The sequence below is a fragment of the Streptomyces sp. NPDC039430 genome (assembly GCF_055639435.1).
On record NZ_JBVKAK010000007.1, the window covers coordinates 164,896 to 183,560 of the forward strand.

General features: G+C 69.5%; 13 protein-coding genes. 8 read left to right on the forward strand and 5 right to left on the reverse strand.

Annotated elements, in window-relative coordinates; all coding sequences use genetic code 11:
• Positions 1-103: 103 nt before the first annotated feature.
• From ACZ7LS_RS19460 to ACZ7LS_RS19480, 5 genes are read left to right on the forward strand one after another with little or no spacing between them, the layout of a single operon-like run.
• Positions 104-1,423: an enolase C-terminal domain-like protein gene (locus tag ACZ7LS_RS19460; protein WP_382520085.1), complete on the forward strand. Its 1,320-nt coding sequence runs from the start codon at positions 104-106 to the stop codon at positions 1,421-1,423.
• Positions 1,420-2,208 (forward strand): SDR family NAD(P)-dependent oxidoreductase, encoded by a 789-nt coding sequence (locus tag ACZ7LS_RS19465; RefSeq protein WP_385135985.1) that lies wholly within the window; start codon positions 1,420-1,422, stop codon positions 2,206-2,208. The genes ACZ7LS_RS19460 and ACZ7LS_RS19465 overlap by 4 nt, the downstream gene beginning before the upstream one ends.
• Positions 2,209-2,251: 43 nt before the next feature.
• Entirely contained in the window at positions 2,252-3,325 is a 1,074-nt protein-coding gene (locus ACZ7LS_RS19470) for a sugar ABC transporter substrate-binding protein (protein ID WP_382520081.1), read from the forward strand.
• Positions 3,326-3,327: 2 nt separating this feature from the next.
• Positions 3,328-4,896: a sugar ABC transporter ATP-binding protein gene (locus ACZ7LS_RS19475; RefSeq protein WP_385135982.1), complete on the forward strand. Its 1,569-nt coding sequence runs from the start codon at positions 3,328-3,330 to the stop codon at positions 4,894-4,896.
• A complete protein-coding gene (locus tag ACZ7LS_RS19480) occupies positions 4,893-5,921 on the forward strand; it encodes an ABC transporter permease (protein ID WP_382520077.1) in 1,029 nt (342 codons plus the stop codon). Before ACZ7LS_RS19475 ends, ACZ7LS_RS19480 begins: the two co-directional genes overlap by 4 nt.
• A 40-nt stretch (positions 5,922-5,961) precedes the next feature.
• On the opposite strand, the gene ACZ7LS_RS19485 is transcribed toward ACZ7LS_RS19480, so the two are convergent.
• The 5 genes from ACZ7LS_RS19485 to ACZ7LS_RS19505 all read right to left on the reverse strand — a co-directional run bounded on the left by ACZ7LS_RS19485 (position 5,962) and on the right by ACZ7LS_RS19505 (position 11,801).
• Positions 5,962-6,633, reverse strand: a complete 672-nt coding sequence (locus tag ACZ7LS_RS19485; protein WP_382671116.1) for a FadR/GntR family transcriptional regulator — start codon at positions 6,631-6,633, stop codon at positions 5,962-5,964.
• 135 nt (positions 6,634-6,768) lie between these two features.
• The gene (locus ACZ7LS_RS19490; RefSeq protein ID WP_382520075.1) at positions 6,769-8,379 is read right to left on the reverse strand and encodes a glycerol-3-phosphate dehydrogenase/oxidase; all 1,611 of its coding nucleotides are present in this window, start codon (positions 8,377-8,379) and stop codon (positions 6,769-6,771) included.
• Between the two features lie 54 nt (positions 8,380-8,433).
• Positions 8,434-9,984, reverse strand: a complete 1,551-nt coding sequence (glpK, locus tag ACZ7LS_RS19495) for a glycerol kinase GlpK (protein WP_382520074.1) — start codon at positions 9,982-9,984, stop codon at positions 8,434-8,436.
• 37 nt (positions 9,985-10,021) lie between these two features.
• Positions 10,022-10,813: an MIP/aquaporin family protein gene (locus ACZ7LS_RS19500; RefSeq protein ID WP_356514145.1), complete on the reverse strand. Its 792-nt coding sequence runs from the start codon at positions 10,811-10,813 to the stop codon at positions 10,022-10,024.
• 223 nt (positions 10,814-11,036) lie between these two features.
• Positions 11,037-11,801, reverse strand: a complete 765-nt coding sequence (locus ACZ7LS_RS19505) for an IclR family transcriptional regulator (RefSeq protein WP_382520072.1) — start codon at positions 11,799-11,801, stop codon at positions 11,037-11,039.
• 236 nt (positions 11,802-12,037) lie between these two features.
• On the opposite strand from ACZ7LS_RS19505, the gene metH reads away from it, so the two are divergent.
• The 3 genes from metH (at position 12,038) to ACZ7LS_RS19520 (ending at position 18,531) form a co-directional block, all read left to right on the forward strand.
• Positions 12,038-15,547 (forward strand): methionine synthase, encoded by a 3,510-nt coding sequence (gene metH, locus ACZ7LS_RS19510; protein WP_382520071.1) that lies wholly within the window; start codon positions 12,038-12,040, stop codon positions 15,545-15,547.
• Between the two features lie 174 nt (positions 15,548-15,721).
• Positions 15,722-16,423, forward strand: coding sequence for an HAD family hydrolase (locus ACZ7LS_RS19515; protein WP_382520069.1), 702 nt, complete (start codon positions 15,722-15,724; stop codon positions 16,421-16,423).
• A 506-nt stretch (positions 16,424-16,929) separates the two neighbouring features.
• Positions 16,930-18,531 carry an ABC transporter substrate-binding protein gene (locus ACZ7LS_RS19520; RefSeq protein ID WP_382520067.1) on the forward strand — a complete coding sequence of 534 codons (1,602 nt, stop codon included), beginning with the start codon at positions 16,930-16,932 and terminating at the stop codon, positions 18,529-18,531.
• Positions 18,532-18,665: the final 134 nt, after the last annotated feature.

Genomic DNA, 18,665 nt, shown 5'->3' on the forward strand with positions numbered 1-18,665 from the left:
AGCTGTGATCGTAATTTTCGTCCCGGGCCTGGACGATCGGGCGCCCACGACGCTATACATCGGATGACCAAAAGAGATCCGATGTTCTTCTCAAGGGGCATGTATGAGTCAGACCGTCACGGGATTCGAGGTTCACGACATCCGCTTCCCCACCTCGGAACAGCTCGACGGCTCCGACGCGATGAACCCCGATCCCGACTACTCCGCCGCCTATGTGGTCCTGCGTACCGACGACGGCGCGGAGGGGCACGGCCTCTGCTTCACCATCGGGCGCGGCAACGACGTCACCGCGGCCGCCATCGGGGCGCTGCGCCCCTACGTGGTCGGGCGCCCGGCCCCGCGCACCGCGGCCGATCTCGCCGCGCTCTCCACCGAGCTGACCCATGACTCACAACTGCGCTGGCTCGGCCCGGAGAAGGGCGTGATGCACATGGCGGCGGGCGCCGTCATCAACGCCGCCTGGGATCTCGCGGCGAAGAGCGCGGGCAGACCCGTCTGGGAGTTCCTCGCCGCGATGACGCCGGAAGAGCTGGTCTCGCTCGTCGACTTCCGCTATCTGACCGACGCCCTCACCCCGGACGAGGCGCTGGACATCCTGCGCGCCGCGGAGCCGGGGCGCGCGGAGCGCACCGCCCGGCTGCGGGCCGAGGGGTACCCCGCGTACACCACCTCGCCCGGCTGGCTCGGCTACGACGACGCCAAACTGGTGACGCTCGCCGAGCAGGCGGTCGCCGACGGCTTCGAACAGATCAAGCTGAAGGTCGGCGGCGATCTCGACGACGACGTCCGGCGGATGAAGCTGGCCCGCGCCGCCGTCGGCCCCGGCATCCGGATCGCCGTCGACGCCAACCAGCGCTGGGACGTGGCCGAGGCGGTGCGCTGGATGTCGGCCCTCGCGCCGTACGAACCGCACTGGATCGAGGAGCCGACCAGCCCCGACGACATCCTCGGCCACGCCGCCATCCGGGCCGGCCAGCCGGTCAAGGTGGCCACCGGCGAGCATGTCGCCAACCGGGTCGTCTTCAAACAACTGCTCCAGGCGGGCGCCGTCGACTACGTCCAGATCGACGCGGCCCGGGTCGCCGGCGTCAACGAGAATCTGGCGATCCTGCTGCTCGCGGCCAAGTTCGGTGTGCCCGTCTGCCCCCACGCGGGCGGTGTCGGGCTCTGTGAACTGGTCCAGCATCTCTCGATGTTCGACTACATCGCCGTCTCCGGCAGCCTGGAGGGCCGCGTCATCGAGTACGTCGACCATCTCCACGAGCACTTCGCCGACCCGGCGGTGGTCGTCTCCGCGCGCTATCGGGCACCGAGCGCACCGGGCTTCTCCGCCCGGATGCTCCCCGAGTCCATCGCCGCGCACACCTACCCCGACGGGCCCGTCTGGCAGGCACGTCGCACCACCGAGGAGGCCGGCGCATGACCGCCGCGGAGTCAGGACAGGTACAGGATTTCGCCGGGCTCGGCGCGCTCGTGACCGGCGGCGCCTCGGGGATCGGGGCGGCCGTCGCGACCCTGCTGCTCGCGCGGGGCGCCCGGGTCGCCGTACTGGACCGGGAGAGCGCCGGAGCACCCGCCGGGACGCTGGCCCTCACCGCGGATGTCACCGACGACGCGGCGGTACGGGCGGCGGTGGACGCGGCGGCCGAGGAGTTCGGCGGGCTGCACACGGTCGTCTCCAACGCGGGGGTCGGGGCCATCGGCACCGTCGTGGACAACCCCGACGAGGAGTGGGCCCGGGTCCTCGACATCAATGTCCTCGGCATGGTCCGTACCGCGCGGCACGCGCTGCCCCATCTGCGCCGTACCGCCGCCGAACGGCCCGGCTGCGTCTCGGTCACCCAGACCTGTTCCATCGCGGCCACCGCGGGGCTGCCCCAGCGTGCCCTGTACAGCGCCAGCAAGGGGGCGGTCCTCTCGCTGACCCTGGCGATGGCCGCCGACCATGTCCGCGAGGGTATCCGCGTCAACTGCGTCAACCCCGGCACCGCCGATACGCCCTGGGTCGGCAGACTGCTCGACCAGGCCCAGGACCCCGCGGCCGAACGCGCCGCCCTCGAAGCGCGCCAGCCCACGGGGCGGCTGGTCGGCGCGGACGAGGTCGCCGCCGCGGTCGCCTATCTCGCCAGCCCGGCCGCCGCCGCCGTCACCGGCACGGCGCTCCCGGTCGACGGCGGAATGCAGGGCCTGCGCCTGCGCCCCGCCTGAGCCGTACTCACGCATGCAACAGGGACAAAGGACGGTACAAACCATGCCGCGACACCCCGTGGGGCGCCCCCCACTTCGCAGACTCCGTACGACGAGCGCCTCGGCCTGCGCCGTGCTGCTGGCCGTGACCGCCCTCGCGGGCTGCAATCGCGACCAGGGCAGCGACGCAGCAGGCGGCGGCAAGGTCGGTATCGACCTGCCGCGCAGCGACAGCGACTTCTGGAACTCCTATCAGCAGTACGTCGAGAAGGGCGTCAAGGACGGCGAGGTCGACGCGCTCTCCCTGACCAACTCGCAGAACGACATCGGCAAGCTCGTCTCCAATGTCCAGGTCTTCACCGACCAGGGCGCCAAGGCCGTCGTCATGGCGCCGCAGGACACCGGCGCGATCGCCGAGACGCTCCAGACGCTGAGCGAGAAGAAGATCCCCGTCATCAGCGTCGACACCCGGCCCGACAAGGGCGACGTCTACATGGTCGTACGGGCCGACAACCGCGCGTACGGCCAGAAGGCCTGCGAGTACCTGGGTGAGCAGCTCAAGGGCAAGGGCAAGGTCGTCGAGTTCCAGGGCGACCTCTCCTCCATCAACGGCCGTGACCGGTCCGAGGCGTTCAAGTCCTGCATGGACGAGAAGTTCCCCGGTATCAAGGTCTTCGAGCTGGCCACCGAGTGGAAGGGCGACGTGGCCTCGGCGAAGCTCCAGTCGACGCTGGCCGCCCACCCCGACATCAACGGCATCTACATGCAGGCGGGCGGCGTCTTCCTCCAGCCGACGCTGGCCCTGCTGGAGCAGAAGAAGCTCCTCAAGGCGCCCGGCGAGGCGGGGCACATCACGATCATCTCCAACGACGGCATCCCGGAGGAGCTGGACGCGATCCGGGAGGGGAAGATCGACGCCACGGTCTCCCAGCCGGCCGACCTGTACGCCAAGTACGCGCTGTACTGGGCGAAGCAGGCCCTGGCGGGCACGACGCCCAAGGAGGGGCCGACCGATCACGACTCCACGATCATCAAGATCCCGAACGGCTTCGAGGACCAGCTCCCCGCGCCGCTGGTGACCAAGGAGAACGTGGACGACCCGAAGCTCTGGGCCAACCAGCTGGAGAAGAAGAGCTAGCCATGGAACAGAAGCAGCGGGCCCCCGCCGCCGTCCACGCGGAAGGCATCGTCAAGCGCTTCGGTCCCACAGTGGCGCTCGACGGTGTCCGGCTCACCGTACGGCCCGGCGAGTCCCACGCGCTCGTCGGGCGCAACGGCGCGGGCAAATCCACCCTGGTCAGTGTGCTCACCGGGCTGCACAGGCCGGACGCGGGCGAGGTCACCTTCGGCGGCGAGCCCGCGCCCGCCTTCGGGGACACCTCGGCCTGGCAGTCCAAGGTCGCCTGCGTGTACCAGAAGTCGATGGTCGTGCCCGATCTGACCGTCGCCGAGAACCTGTTCCTCAACGACTACGGAGTGCGGGGATCCGGGGCCGGCGCGCGCCGGTTCATCAGCTGGCGGGGGCTGCGCCGGCAGGCGCGCGAACTGCTCGCCGGGTACGGGGTCGACGTCGACCCCGACGCCCGCGCCAAGGATCTCCCGGTCGAGCAGCGGCAGTTCGTCGAGATCGCGCGGGCGCTGTCCTTCGGCGCCCGGCTCATCATCCTGGACGAGCCCACGGCGCAGCTCGACGCGCGCGGCATCCAGCGGCTCTTCGACAAGCTGCGTGAACTGCGTGACCAGGGTGTGGCGTTCCTCTTCATCTCCCACCATCTCCAGGAGGTGTACGAACTGTGCACCGCCGTCACGGTCTACCGGGACGCCCGCCATGTGCTGACCGCTCCGGTCGCCGAGCTGTCCAAGGCGGAGCTGGTGACGGCGATGACCGGCGAGTCCGCGGGGACGGCCACCTCCTGGCACGCCGCGCGCGCGGACACGACGGACCTGTCGGACCCGTCGGACGCCCGGGACACGGCGGCCGAGCCCGTACTGAGGGCCGAGGCACTGGCGCTGGACGGCGAGTTCGAGCCGCTGGATCTCGCCGTACGGCCCGGTGAGGTGCTCGGCCTTGCCGGAGCCGCGGCCAGCGGCAACACCGCGCTCGGTGAGACGCTCGCCGGGATGCGGGCGGCGACCTCGGGGCGGATATCCGTACGCGGCCGTACCGTGAAGCCCGGCAGTGTTCCGCACGCGCTCGACGCGGGCATCGGCTACATCCCCGAGGACCGGCACCGCCAGGGGCTCGTCCTGGACCGCAGCGTCGCCGAGAACGCCACGCTCACGGTCACCGACCAGCTCGGCCCGTGGGGGACCGTACTGCCCTCGCGGACCAGGGAGTTCGCCCGAGGCATGATCGAGTCGCTGGACATCAAGACCCAGGGCCCCGAGCAGCCGGTCTCCGGGCTGTCGGGCGGCAATCAGCAGAAGGTCGTCGTCGCCCGCGCCCTGGCGCGCGGACCCAGCGCGCTGATCGCCCTGCGGCCCACCGCGGGCGTCGACATCAAATCGAAGGACTCGCTGCTCGGCGTGGTGCGCCGGGTGGCGGACGAGGGCAGCGCGGCCGTGATCGTCTCGGACGAGCTGGACGATCTGCGGGTGTGCGACCGGGTACTCGCCCTGTTCCACGGGCGTGTGGTGGCTTCGTTCGGAAGCGGGTGGACCGACCGGGAACTGGTCGCCGCCATGGAAGGTGTGGGGGAGCGGGAATGACCGAGACGATGCGTCCGCCGGTGGCCGAGGAGGCCGACGGCGCGAGCCCGCTGAACCGGATCCGGCTCATCCGGTGGAGCGACTTCTCGTTGGTGCCGGTGATCCTGGTGCTGATGGTGATCGGCTTCATCGTCTCGCCGGTCTTCCTCACCTCCAGCAATCTGATCAGCGTCGTCCAGCAGTCCTCCGAGCTGAGCCTGCTGGTGCTCGGCCAGGCGCTGATCCTGATCTGCGGCCGGATGGACCTGTCACTGGAGTCGACGATCGGGATCGCGCCGGTCATCGCCATGTGGCTGGTCCTGCCCTCCGAAGGCGGCCGGTTCGCCGGACTCGACCTGCTGCCGGTCTGGATGGCCATCCCCGCCTGTCTGCTGGTCGGCATGGCCATCGGCGCGGTCAACGGCTTCCTGATGCTGAAGCTGCGCGTCAACGGCTTCATCGCCACGCTCGGCATGCTCACGATGCTGCGCGGGCTCCACATCGGCATCACCGAGGGCAAGTCGATCACCGATGTCCCGGAGTCCTTCCGGTACTTGGGCAAGACCGACTGGCTGGGCGCCCCCGCCGCCGTCTGGATCTGTCTGGCGCTCTTCGCGATCGGCGGCGCGGCCCTCGCCTGGCTGCGCCACGGCCGTTCGCTGTACGCCATCGGCGGCAACCCGGAGGCGGCCCGCGCCGCCGGGATCCGGGTGGACCGGATCACCTGGATCGTGCTCGCCATCGGCGGGCTGCTCGCGGCCTTCGCGGGCATCCTCTACACCGGCCACTACGGCTCGGTCGCGGCCACGCAGGGCAACGGCTGGATCTTCCAGGTCTTCGCCGCCGCGGTGATCGGCGGCATCAGCCTGAAGGGCGGGCGCGGCACGCTCTTCGGAGCGCTGACCGGCGTGCTGACCCTTCAGCTGGTCGTCAATGTGATGACCCTCGGGGGTGTTCCCGCGCTCTGGAACCAGTTCCTGAACGGCGCGATCATCATCGTCGCGCTGGTCATCTCGCGCTTCGCGAGCGGCGAGAAGCAGGACTGACCCGTGGGGCCCGCCCGCCGAGGCGGGCCCGTGCGGAACCTCAGAGTGTGGATCTCAGCCACATCTCCACGCTCGCGATATGGACCGTCGCCCAGGACCGGGCCGCTTCGGCGTCCCGGTCCCTGAGCGCCGCCAGGATCGCCCGGTGCTCGTGGAGCGTACGGCTGACCGCGTCCTCCTGGGTCAGCCCGCGCCAGATCCTGGCCCGGGTCGTCGGCCCGGAGAGCCCGTCCAGGAGCGAGCAGAGCACCGAGTTGCCCGACGACTGCACGATCCCCCGGTGGAATTCCAGATCGGCGGCGACCAGCTGCTCCACCGAGGGCCGCTCTCCCAGGGCGTCCAACTGGTCGCTCAGCGCGTCGAGTTCCGCCTCGGTTATCCGGGCGCTCGCCATCGCGGTCGCGGCCGGCTCCAGGATGCGCCGTACGGCCAGGAACTCCAGCACCGTGTCGTCGCGGTGGAAGTCCACGACAAAGCTGAGCGCTTCCAGCAGCAGCTGGGGGTCGAGGCTGGTGACGTACGTGCCGTCGCCCTGCCGTACGTCGAGGATGCGGATCAGCGACAGCGCGCGCACCGCCTCGCGCAGCGAGTTGCGGGACAGGCCCAGCTCGGCGGCGAGTTCGCTCTCCTTGGGGAGGCGGTCTCCCGGGCGCAGCGCGCCGGAGACGATCATTCCCTTGATCTTCTCGATGGCCTCGTCGGTGACAGCCATGGGCGACCTCCATACATCCGATGTATCGGCCCCCATTATGCGTCCCCGGACGCCCGGGAGGGGCACTCGCCGGCCGGGAGTGCCCCTCCATTCGTACGGATGTGCCCGTGGCCGCGCGTTCCGGCCGCGCGCGTCTCAGCCCCGGTCGCGGAGCAGCGTCCCGACCCGGGAGCGGATGTCCTCCGTGTCCAGGCCGCGGATCGTCAGTGTCGTACGGCGGCGCAGTACGTCGTCCACGGTCTCGGCCCACTCGTGGTCCCGGGCGTAGACGACCTGGGCCCAGATCTCCGGGGCGTCCGGATGGATCCGCTCGCTCAGCGCCGGGTACTCGTTCGCCAGCCGGACGATGTCGAAGGCCAGCGAGCCGTAGTGGGTGGCGAGATGGCGGGCGGTGTCCACGGCCATCGACGGCCCCGTACCGCCGCCGTCGATCAGCAGCCGGTGGGCGACCGCGTTCGGGCTGGCGATACCGGGCAGCGGCAGCTTCTTCGGCAGCCGCGAGACGGGCTCCATGCCCTGGCCCAGCGGATGGCCCGGCAGGGACTCCAGCTTGGCGAGCACCGTACGGCCGATATGCCGGAAGGTCGTCCACTTGCCGCCGGCGACCGACAGCATGCCGCCGCGGCCCTCGGTCACCACCGTCTCGCGCTTGGCCTTGGAGGTGTCGCCAGGACCGCCGGGCAGCACCCGCAGACCGGCGAAGGAGTAGGTGATCAGATCGCGGCTCAGCTGCTGGTCGCGGACCGAGAAGGCCGCCTCGTCCAGGATCTGGTGGATGTCCTTCTCGTTGACCGCCACATCCCCGGGCTCGCCCTCGTACTCCTCGTCCGTGGTGCCGAGCAGCAGCATGTCCTCCCAGGGGAGGGCGAAGGTGATGCGGTACCTGTCTATGGGGGTCGCGAGCGCGGCCTTCCACGGGGCGGTGCGCCTGAGCACGAGATGCGCGCCCTTGGAGAGCCGGATGGAGGGCGCCGCGTCCGGGTTCTCCATCTTCCGCAGATGGTCGACCCAGGGGCCGGTGGCGTTGAGCACGAGCCTGGCGTCGACGCCGAACTCCGTACCGTCCATCCGGTCCCTCAGGTCGGCGCCGGTCACCCGCCCCTGGGTGAAGCGCAAGCCGGTGACCTCGGCGTGGTTGAGGACGGTGGCGCCCGAGTCGACGGCGGCGCGCACAGTCATCAGCGCCATCCGCGCGTCGTTCATCTGGTCGTCCCCGTAGACGGCGACGGCCTTCAGATTGTCCGTACGCAGCTCGGGCACGGCCCGCCGCGCCTTGGCCGGGCTGATCACATGGCCGACACCGTCACCGAACGCGGAGAGCGCGGAGTAGGCGAAGACGCCCGCGCCGAGCTTGGCCGCGCCGTGCGGTCCGCCCTTGTAGACCGGCAGATAGAAGGTGAGCGGATTGGCCAGATGCGGTGCCACCTGCCGGGACACCGCACGGCGCTCGAAGTGGTTCTCCGCCACCAGCTTCACCGCGCCGGTCTGCAGATAGCGCAGCCCGCCGTGGAGCAGCTTCGAGGAGGCGGACGAGGTGGCGCCGGCGAAATCGCCACCGTCCACCAGGGCCACCCGCAGTCCCGACTGGGAGGCATGCCAGGCGGTGGAGATGCCCAGAATGCCGCCGCCGATCACCAGGAGGTCGTACGTCGCGTTGGACAGTTGATCCCGGGTCTCGGCACGGGTCGGCAGGGAACCGCCGGCCGGGTGCGTCCCCAGTGCGGGAACGCGCTGCAGGGTGCTCATTCTTCACTCCTCTTCGGATCTCACCGGCTCACCGGCGAGGCGGCTGACGGTCGGTCAGCTGTCGTCGTCGTCGAGCCAGCCCATGGTGCGCTCGACGGCCTTGAGCCAGTTCTTGTACTCACGGTCGCGGGTGTCCGCGTCCATGCGGGGCGTCCACTCGGCGGCCCTGCGCCAGTTGGCGCGCAGCGCGTCGGTGTCCGGCCAGAAGCCCACGGCCAGCCCCGCGGCGTAGGCGGCGCCGAGGCAGGTGGTCTCGGCGACCATCGGACGCACCACGGGTGCGTCGAGGACGTCGGCGAGCGTCTGCATCAGCAGATTGTTGGAGGTCATCCCGCCGTCGACCTTGAGCGCGGTCAGCTCGACGCCGGAGTCCTTGGTCATGGCGTCGCTGATCTCGCGGGTCTGCCAGGCCGTGGCCTCCAGCACCGCGCGGGCGATGTGCGCCTTGGTGACATAGCCGGTCAGACCGGCGATCACCCCGCGCGCGTCGGGGCGCCAGTGCGGGGCGAAGAGACCGGAGAACGCGGGGACGAAGTACGCGCCGCCGTTGTCCTCGACCGACGACGCCAGGGTCTCGATCTCGGCCGCGGAGTTGATCAGGCCCATCTGGTCGCGCATCCACTGCACCAGCGAGCCGGTGACGGCGATGGAGCCCTCCAGCGCGTACACCGCCTGCTGGTCCCCGATGCGGTAGCCGACGGTCGTCAGCAGGCCGTTGTACGAGTTGACCGGCTTGTGCGCGGTGTTCATCAGCATGAAGGTGCCGGTGCCGTACGTCGACTTGGCCTCGCCCTCGGCGAAACAGGTCTGGCCGAACAGCGCCGCCTGCTGGTCACCGAGCGCGGAGGCGACCGGGATGCCGTCCAGGGCGCCGCCCTTGGCGTTCCCGTACACCTCGGCGGAGGAGCGGATCTCCGGCAGGATCGCGGCCGGGACCCCCATCGAGTCCAGGATCTTCGGGTCCCACGCCATGGTGTGCAGATTCATCAGCATCGTGCGGGAGGCGTTGGTGACGTCCGTGACATGCACCCCGCCGTCGGTGCCGCCGGTCAGATTCCAGATGACCCAGGAATCCATCGTGCCGAAGAGGATCTCGCCGCGCTCGGCGCGCTCGCGCAGGCCCTCGACGTTGTCGAGCAGCCAGCGGGCCTTCGGCCCCGCGAAGTAGCTCGCGAGCGGCAGGCCGGTCTCGCGGCGGAAGCGGTCCTGGCCGACATTGCGGCCCAGTTCACGGCAGAGCGCGTCGGTGCGGGTGTCCTGCCAGACGATGGCGTTGTGGACGGGCTCACCGGTGTTCTTGTCCCAGAGGAGGGTCGTCTCACGCTGGTTGGTGATGCCGATCGCCTTGACGTCGGCGGAGGTGATGCCCGCCTTCTCGATCGCCCGCGCCACGACTTCCTGGACGTTCGTCCAGATCTCCTCGGCGTTGTGTTCCACCCACCCGGGCCGGGGAAAGATCTGCTCGTGCTCCTTCTGGTCGACCGCGACGATACGGCCGTCCCGGTCGAAGACGATGCAACGGCTGGAGGTGGTGCCCTGGTCGATGGCCGCGATGAACGGCCCCGTCCCGTGGGAGGACGTTCCGGTGGTGGTGGTGTCGCTCACGGTGTCTGCTCCTGTTCGATGCGGGGGTGGAGGGGGCTTACACGAGGGCCCAGTTGTAGTAACCGCCCGCCAGCGCGCCGCCGATCAGAGGCGCGACCACCGGGATCCAGGCGTACGTCCAGTCGGAGCCGCCCTTGTTCGGCAGCGGCAGGAGCGCGTGAACGATACGCGGGCCGAGGTCCCGGGCCGGGTTGATGGCGTACCCGGTGGGGCCGCCCAGCGAGAGACCGATGGCCACGACGACGAAGGAGGTGATCAGGACACCGAGCGTGCCGAGGCCGTTGCCCGAGTTGTTCAGGCCCTGCGTGAGGATCGCGATGACCAGGACGAATGTGCCGATGATCTCCGTGAGTACGTTCTGCAGGACGTTGCGGACCTCGGGCCCGGTGGAGAAGACGCCGAGCACCGGCCCCGCCTTGGGTGCCGCCTTCTGGTCCACGAGCCCCTCGACCGCGGGCTGCGCCGCGAGGATCTCCGGGTCGGTCAGATGAGCCTTGAACTGGCCCAGATAGGCCACCCAGACCAGGAACGCGCCGATCATCGCGCCCAGCAGCTGGGAGCCGATGTAGAGCGGGACATCGCCCCACTTGACGCCGCCCTCGATCGCCAGACCGAGCGTGAGCGCCGGGTTGAGCAGAGCGCCGGAGAAGGGGGCCGACACATAGGCGCCGACCATGACGGCGAAGCCCCAGCCGAAGCTGATGGCGAGCCAGCCCGCGTTCTGAGCCTTGGAACGCTTGAGAACGACGCCTGCGACCACGCCGCCACCGAGGAGGATCAGCAGGGCGGTGCCCGTGACCTCACCTATGAAGATGTCGAAGTTGGACACCCGAGACTCCTTCGTCCAGGGAAAGACAAACCGCCGGCTCATACCAGTGGTCCGCGCCCTCGGGCGAGGGCTACCGGCCCTTGGCGTTGTCACACACTAACTTGTATTGCCGGTAAGTGTTCGACAATGCCGACCGTTGAACGGCAGTTTTGTCCTGTGGTGCAGCGTCGTCAAGGGTTCAGTGACCGAAACCTCGATCAGTACCGATGATCCGGCATTCGGTTCAAAACCGCCCGGCGCCGATGTCCCTGGAAACCGCGCGGGCGCATTCGCGGACCGCCGCGACCAGCTCGGAGCGCAGTTCGCCGGCCGGGCAGAGCCGCTCGACCGCGCCGGTGATGGCGATGGCGCCCACCGGCATCCGCCGCCGGTCGTGAATGGGAGCGGCCACCGCGGCCACGCCCTCCCAGGTCTCCTCCATGTCCGCGGCCCAGCCGCGCGCCCTGGTCAGGTCCAGCACCGACTCGAACTCCGCCAGACCGGTGATGGTCCGCGGGGTGAAATCCGCGCGGTCGCCCTCCACCGCCTCGCTGTGCGCCACCGGGTCGTACGCCGAGAGCACCTTTCCGAGCGCGGTGGAGTGCAGCGGCTGCATGGCCCCCACCTCAAGCACCTGCCGGCTGTCGTCCGGCCGGAAGACGTGGTGGACGATCAGGACGCCCTGCTGGTGCACGACGCCCAGATGGACGCTCTCGCCGGACGACCTGGCCAGGTCGTCCGTCCAGACCAGGGCGCGGGAGCGCAGCTCGTGCACGTCCAGATAGCTGTTGCCGAGGCGCAGCAGCTCGGCCCCGAGCTGATAGCGGCCCGAGGTGGCGTCCTGTTCGACGAAGCCCTCCGCCTGGAGCGTGCGCAGGATGCCGTGCGCGGTGCCCTTGGCCAGCCCGACCGAGGAGGCGATCTCGGACAGGCCGAGCCGGCGCTCGCCGCCCGCGAGCAGCCGCAGCATCGCCGCCGCCCGTTCCAGCGACTGGATGTTCTTCGCCATCGGCCCCGGACCTCCACTACGTTCGACAATGCTGAACACTATCGGTCGATGCCGACCTTCTCTCTCCATCGAGAGGATCTGTCAAGACCGCGCGCCCCGGATCTTCCCGTGGACAGGATGCCGTCCGCCCGCTGGGATGCCGCACCGGATCGGAGGCCGCCCGGCTACCCTTGCCGGGTGCGCCCTGCTCCAGCGGGCGCAAAGCCGACAGCCGTCGCATCCACGGGAGTACTTTCATGGCCTCGTCGCCGAGCCCCTCCACTGACAGCCGGACCCGTATCGAAGCCCTCCGCGAGGCGCTCGCCACCCGCGTGGTGGTCGCCGACGGCGCGATGGGCACGATGCTCCAGGCACAGGATCCGACGATGGACGACTTCCAGAATCTGGAAGGCTGCAACGAGATCCTGAATGTGACACGCCCGGACATCGTCCGCTCCGTCCACGAGGAGTACTTCGCGGTCGGCGTCGACTGCGTGGAGACGAACACCTTCGGTACCAACTACGCGGCCCTCGCGGAGTACGACATCCCCGAGCGGGTCTTCGAGCTCGCCGAGTCCGGCGCCAGGATCGCCCGCGAGGTCGCGGACGAGTTCACCGCCTCCACCGGACAGCAGCGCTGGGTGCTCGGCTCGATGGGACCGGGCACGAAGCTGCCGACCCTGGGCCACGCCCCGTATCTCACACTGCGCGACGCCTACCAGCAGAACGCCGAGGGCATGATCGCGGGCGGCGCGGACGCGCTGCTGGTCGAGACCACGCAGGACCTGCTCCAGACCAAGGCCGCCGTCCTCGGCGCCCGCCGCGCGCTGACCGCCACCGGAACCAACCTGCCGATCATCTGCTCGGTCACGGTCGAGACGACCGGCACGATGCTCCTCGGCTCGGAGATCGGCGCGGCCCTGACCGCGCTGGAGCCGCTCGGCATCGACATGATCGGGCTGAACTGCGCCACCGGCCCGGCCGAGATGAGCGAGCACCTGCGCTATCTCGCCCGGCACTCCCGGATCCCGCTCTCCTGCATGCCCAACGCCGGCCTGCCGGTCCTGGGCAAGGACGGGGCGCACTACCCGCTGTCGGCCGGTGAGCTGGCCGACGCCCAGGAGACCTTCGTCCGCGAGTACGGCCTGTCGCTGGTGGGCGGCTGCTGCGGTACGACGCCCGAGCACCTGCGCCAGGTGGTCGAGCGGGTGCGCGGCCAGCGGCTCACCGAACGCGAACCGCACCCCGAGCCGGGCGCCGCCTCGCTCTACCAGACGGTCCCGTTCCGCCAGGACGCCTCGTATCTGGCGATCGGCGAGCGGACCAACGCGAACGGCTCCAAGAAATTCCGGGAGGCCATGCTGGAGGGCCGCTGGGACGACTGTGTGGAGATGGCCCGCGACCAGATCCGCGAGGGCGCCCATCTGCTGGACCTCTGTGTGGACTACGTCGGCCGCGACGGCGTCGCCGACATGGCCGAGCTGGCGGGCCGGTTCGCCACCGCCTCCACGCTGCCGATCGTGCTGGACTCCACCGAGCTGCCCGTCCTGCGGGCCGGCCTGGAGAAGCTCGGCGGCCGGGCCGTGATCAACTCCGTCAACTACGAGGACGGCGACGGCCCGGAGTCCCGCTTCACGAAGGTCACCGAGCTGGCCAAGGAGCACGGCGCCGCGCTCATCGCGCTGACCATCGACGAGGAGGGCCAGGCCCGTACCGTCGAGCACAAGGTCGCCATCGCCGAACGGCTGATCACCGACCTCACCACGAAGTGGGGCGTCCACGAGTCGGACATCCTCATCGACTGTCTGACCTTCACGATCTGCACCGGCCAGGAGGAGTCGCGGGGCGACGGCATCGCCACCATCGAGGCCATCCGCGAGCTGAAGCGCCGCCACCCCGACGTACAGACCACGCTGGGTCTGTCCAACATCTCCTTCGGCCTCAACCCCGCCGCCCGTATCGTGCTGAACTCGGTCTTCCTCGACGAGTGCGTCAAGGCCGGACTCGACTCGGCGATCGTGCACGCCTCCAAGATCCTGCCGATCGCACGGCTGGAGGAGGAGCAGGTCAAGGCCGCCCACGACCTGATCTACGACCGGCGCGCCGAGGGCTACGACCCGCTCCAGAAGCTCATGGAGCTGTTCGAGGGCGTCAACACCAAGTCGATGAAGGACGGCCGGGCCGAGGAACTGCTCGCCCTGCCGCTGGACGAGCGTCTCCAGCGCCGCATCATCGACGGCGAGAAGAACGGCCTGGAGGCCGACCTCGACGAGGCCCTCCAGGACGCCCCGGCCCTCGACATCGTCAACAACACGCTGCTCGAAGGCATGAAGGTGGTCGGCGAGCTGTTCGGCTCCGGCCAGATGCAGCTGCCGTTCGTCCTCCAGTCCGCCGAGGTCATGAAGACCGCGGTCGCCCATCTGGAACCGCACATGGAGAAGACCGACGACGACGGCAAGGGCACCATCGTGCTCGCCACCGTCCGCGGCGACGTCCACGACATCGGCAAGAACCTCGTCGACATCATCCTCTCCAACAACGGCTACAACGTGGTGAACCTGGGCATCAAGCAGCCCGTCGCCGCGATCCTGGAGGCGGCCGAGGAGCACCGCGCGGATGTCATCGGCATGTCCGGTCTGCTGGTGAAGTCGACCGTGATCATGAAGGAGAACCTGGAAGAGCTCAACCAGCGGCAGATGGCCGCCGACTACCCGGTGATCCTCGGTGGCGCGGCGCTGACCCGGGCCTATGTCGAGCAGGATCTGCACGAGATCTACGAGGGCGAAGTCCGCTACGCGCGCGACGCGTTCGAGGGGCTCCGGCTGATGGACGCCCTGATCGCCGTCAAGCGCGGCGTCCCCGGCGCCGTCCTGCCCGAGCTGAAGCAGCGCCGGGTCAAGGCCAGGCCCCAGACCGAGGTCGAGGAGCGGCCGGAAGAGGGCGCCGCCCGCTCGGACGTCGCCGTCGACAACCCCATCCCGACGCCGCCGTTCTGGGGCACCCGCGTCGTCAAGGGCATCCAGCTCAAGGAGTACGCCTCCTGGCTGGACGAGGGCGCGCTCTTCAAGGGCCAGTGGGGGCTGAAGGAGGCCCGCAAGGGCGGCCCCAGCTACGAGGAGCTGGTGGAGAGCGAGGGCCGGCCCCATCTGCGCGGCTGGCTGGAGCAGATGCACACCCAGAACATGCTGGAAGCCGCCGTCGTCTACGGCTACTTCCCCTGCGTGTCCAAGGGCGACGACCTGATCCTGCTGAACGACGACGGGTCCGAGCGCACCCGCTTCACCTTCCCGCGCCAGCGCCGCGGCCGCCGCCTCTGCCTGGCGGACTTCTTCCGCCCCGAGGAGTCCGGCGAGACGGATGTGGTCGGCCTCCAGGTCGTCACCGTCGGCTCGAAGATCGGTGAGGCGACCGCGGAGCTGTTCGAGGCCAACGCCTACCGCGACTACCTGGAGCTGCACGGGCTCTCCGTCCAGCTCGCCGAGGCGCTCGCCGAGTACTGGCACGCCCGGGTCCGCTCGGAGCTGGGCTTCGCGGGCGAGGACCCGTCCGAGGTCGAGGACATGTTCGCCCTGAAGTACCGGGGCGCCCGTTTCTCGCTCGGCTACGGCGCCTGCCCGGATCTGGAGGACCGCGCGAAGATCGCGGAACTGCTGGAGCCGGAGCGCATCGGTGTCCAGCTCTCCGAGGAGTTCCAGCTCCACCCCGAGCAGTCCACCGACGCCATCGTGATCCACCACCCCGAGGCGAAGTACTTCAACGCGCGCTGAGCCCGTCCTGGGGCCCGCGCCGGGACCTCGGTCCCCGTCCGCCGGGAACCGAGCGGCGCGAGCGGCGGACGAGTCGTACACTTATCGGTCCAGTGCAGGCCGGTCGCCTGTCCCGGAGGGGCAACCCCGCGGGCAAGGTGACCGGCCTTCTCGTCCCTCATGGAGGTGTGCCGGATGACCAGTACGGTCCCCGCGTCCCTGACCCGAACGGCCGAAGGCTCCGCCCTTCAGGCCGTCCTTCTCGACATGGACGGCACCCTGGTCGACACCGAGGGATTCTGGTGGGAAGCCGAGGTGGAGGTCTTCAAGGCCCTCGGACACGTCCTCGACGAGACCTGGCGCGAAGTGGTGGTCGGCGGGCCCATGACCCGCAGCGCGAGCTTCCTCATCGAGGCCACGGGCGCCGCCATCACCCTCAGCGAACTGACCGTGCTGCTCAATGACACCTTCGAGCACCGGATCGGGCGTGACCTGCCCCTGATGCCCGGCGCGAACCGGCTGCTCACCGAGCTGGCCGCCCACGAGGTGCCCACCGCCCTGGTCTCCGCCTCGCACCGGCGCATCATCGACCGGGTGCTGGCCTCCCTCGGGCCCGAGAACTTCGCGCTCACCGTCGCGGGCGACGAGGTGCCCCGCACCAAGCCGCACCCCGATCCGTATCTGCTCGCCGCGCGGGGCCTGGGCGCCGATCCGGCGCGCTGCGCCGTCATCGAGGACACGGCCACCGGCGTGGCGGCCGCCGAGGCCGCCGGGTGCCGGGTGGTCGCCGTACCGTCCGTGGCACCCATCGCCCCGGCGGCCGGCCGCACGATCGTCGGCTCGCTCGAAGAGGTCGATCTGGTATTCCTGCGCGGTTTGATGACACACGGGCGCTGACGCGCGTACCGAGAGTCGCACCGGAATGGCGAACGGAAACTCTCGGCATTGGCACGGATATTTTCCGTGACCTCCATGACTCCAATCCGGGTCACTTTCAAACACCGCGGAAGTGACCTTTGTCACTGTCCTGCGCATCGACAGCGGAGAGCGGGGCTGATCCACGCCGGTCCGAGGTGGGGCCGACTGTGCCCATGTGTCCCGGTTTATCGGCCGGTGTGTGATTCCTGCCGTGGCCCGGATATCCACGCGCCGCTATTTCCGATCACTGTGTGATTACGTTTCAGATCGGGCCCGGTCCGGCATTCCCGGAGCCTCCGACTAATCTCATCGCGAGCACTTCGCCGCTTCAACGACGTGTCCCGACGACCCACCAAGTCGCCACGCGCACAGGACCGATCGCCCTGTATCCCGGCCCGATCGCATCTGCCCCGAACGGGTGGGCGCGGCGGAGTCTCCCATTTGCACCGCTGTATCTCAGTGCCGGATGAGGGAGTACGTCCAGGATGAACCGCAAGACTTTGGCGCTGTCGGCCGTGATCGGCCTGCTTGTGCCCGTGCTCGCCGGTTGCGGTGGCTCGGACGGTGGCTCCGGCGGCGAGGCCATTGTCGTGGGCACCACGGACCAGTACATCGCGACGAAAGAGGCCGTCGCCCCGCTGGACCCGGCCGCCGCGTACGACACCGGTTCCTGGAACGTCCTGCGTCAGACCATCCAGACGCTGATGCACGTCCCGCGCGGCGGCGGCAAGCCCGTCCCGGACGCCGCCTCCAAGTGCGCGTTCACGGACCGGGCGAACGAGAGCTACCGCTGCACTCTGCGCGAGGGGCTGAAGTTCGCCGGCGGCGACCTCATCACGGCCGACGACGTGAAGTACTCCATGGAACGGGTTCTGAAGATCAACGACCCCGGCGGTGTGGCCGGTCTGCTGACCAACATCGACACGATGGAGAGCGACGGCGCCCGCGAGATCATCTTCCATCTCAAGACGCCCGACGCGACCTTCCCGTACAAGCTGTCCACGCCGCCGGCCGGCATCGTCAGCAAGAAGGACTACCCGCCGACGAAGCTGCGCGCGGGCTTCGACGTGTCCGGCTCAGGCCCGTACAACTTCACGGCCGACGTCAAGGGCGACACCGTCACCAAGGCGACCTTCACCAAGAACCCCGACTACAAGGGCGACCTGAACATCCAGAACGACAAGGTCGAGCTTCAGCCCTTCACGGACGCGGACGACATGGGCAAGGCGCTCGACGCCGGCGACATCGATGTGATGACCCGCGCGATGACGCCCGCGCAGGTGCAGTCGATGGTTGAGAAGCCCAAGGACGGCATCCAGCTCACCGAGATGCCGGGTCTGGAGATCCGCTACCTCGTCTTCGACACCGACGCCCCGACCGTCAAGGAGAAGGCGGTGCGCCAGGCCATGGCGTACACCATCGACCGCGGCGACCTGATCACCAAGGTGTACGGCGCGATGGCCGAGCCGCTGTACTCGCTCATCCCGTCGAGCATCGCCACGCACACCAACTCGTTCTTCAACAAGTACGGCGACCGCAACCTGCCCAAGGCCGCCGACCTGCTGGAGAGGGCCGGTATCGAGACCCCCGTGAAGCTCTCGCTGGACTACACCACCGACCACTACGGCGAGGCGACGAAGCAGGAGTTCGAGAACCTCAGGGACCAGCTCAACAGCAGCAAGCTGTTCGACGTCTCCATCAAGGGCACGGAGTGGAAGACCTTCCGCCCGAACCAGATCAAGGGCGACTACTCGGTCTACGGCATGGGCTGGTTCCCCGACTTCCCGGACCCGGACAGCTACACCGCGCCGTTCCTGGACAAGGACAACTTCCTCAACATGCCGTACAACAACGCCCTACTGCGCGGCGAGCTGATCCCGCAGTCGCGCCGCGAGGCCGACCGCAGCGCCGCCACCCAGACCTTCAGCCGGATCCAGGACATCGTCGCCGACGACGTACCGGTGCTGCCGCTCTGGCAGGGCAAGCAGTACGTCGCCTCCCGCGATGACATCGCGGGTGTGGAGTGGGCGGTCAACTCCTCGGCGGAACTGCTCCTCTGGGAGCTCCGCCGCGGCCCCGGCGCGTGACGCTCCCGGGCCGCCGGAAGACCTCCGGTCCCTCCTGAACCTCCTGAACAGCGGTCCGGGGGGGGGGGGGGGGGGGGGAAGGGGGGGAGGGGGGGGGAAGGGGGGCGCCGAGCTCCACCAGGAGAGGGGCGAAC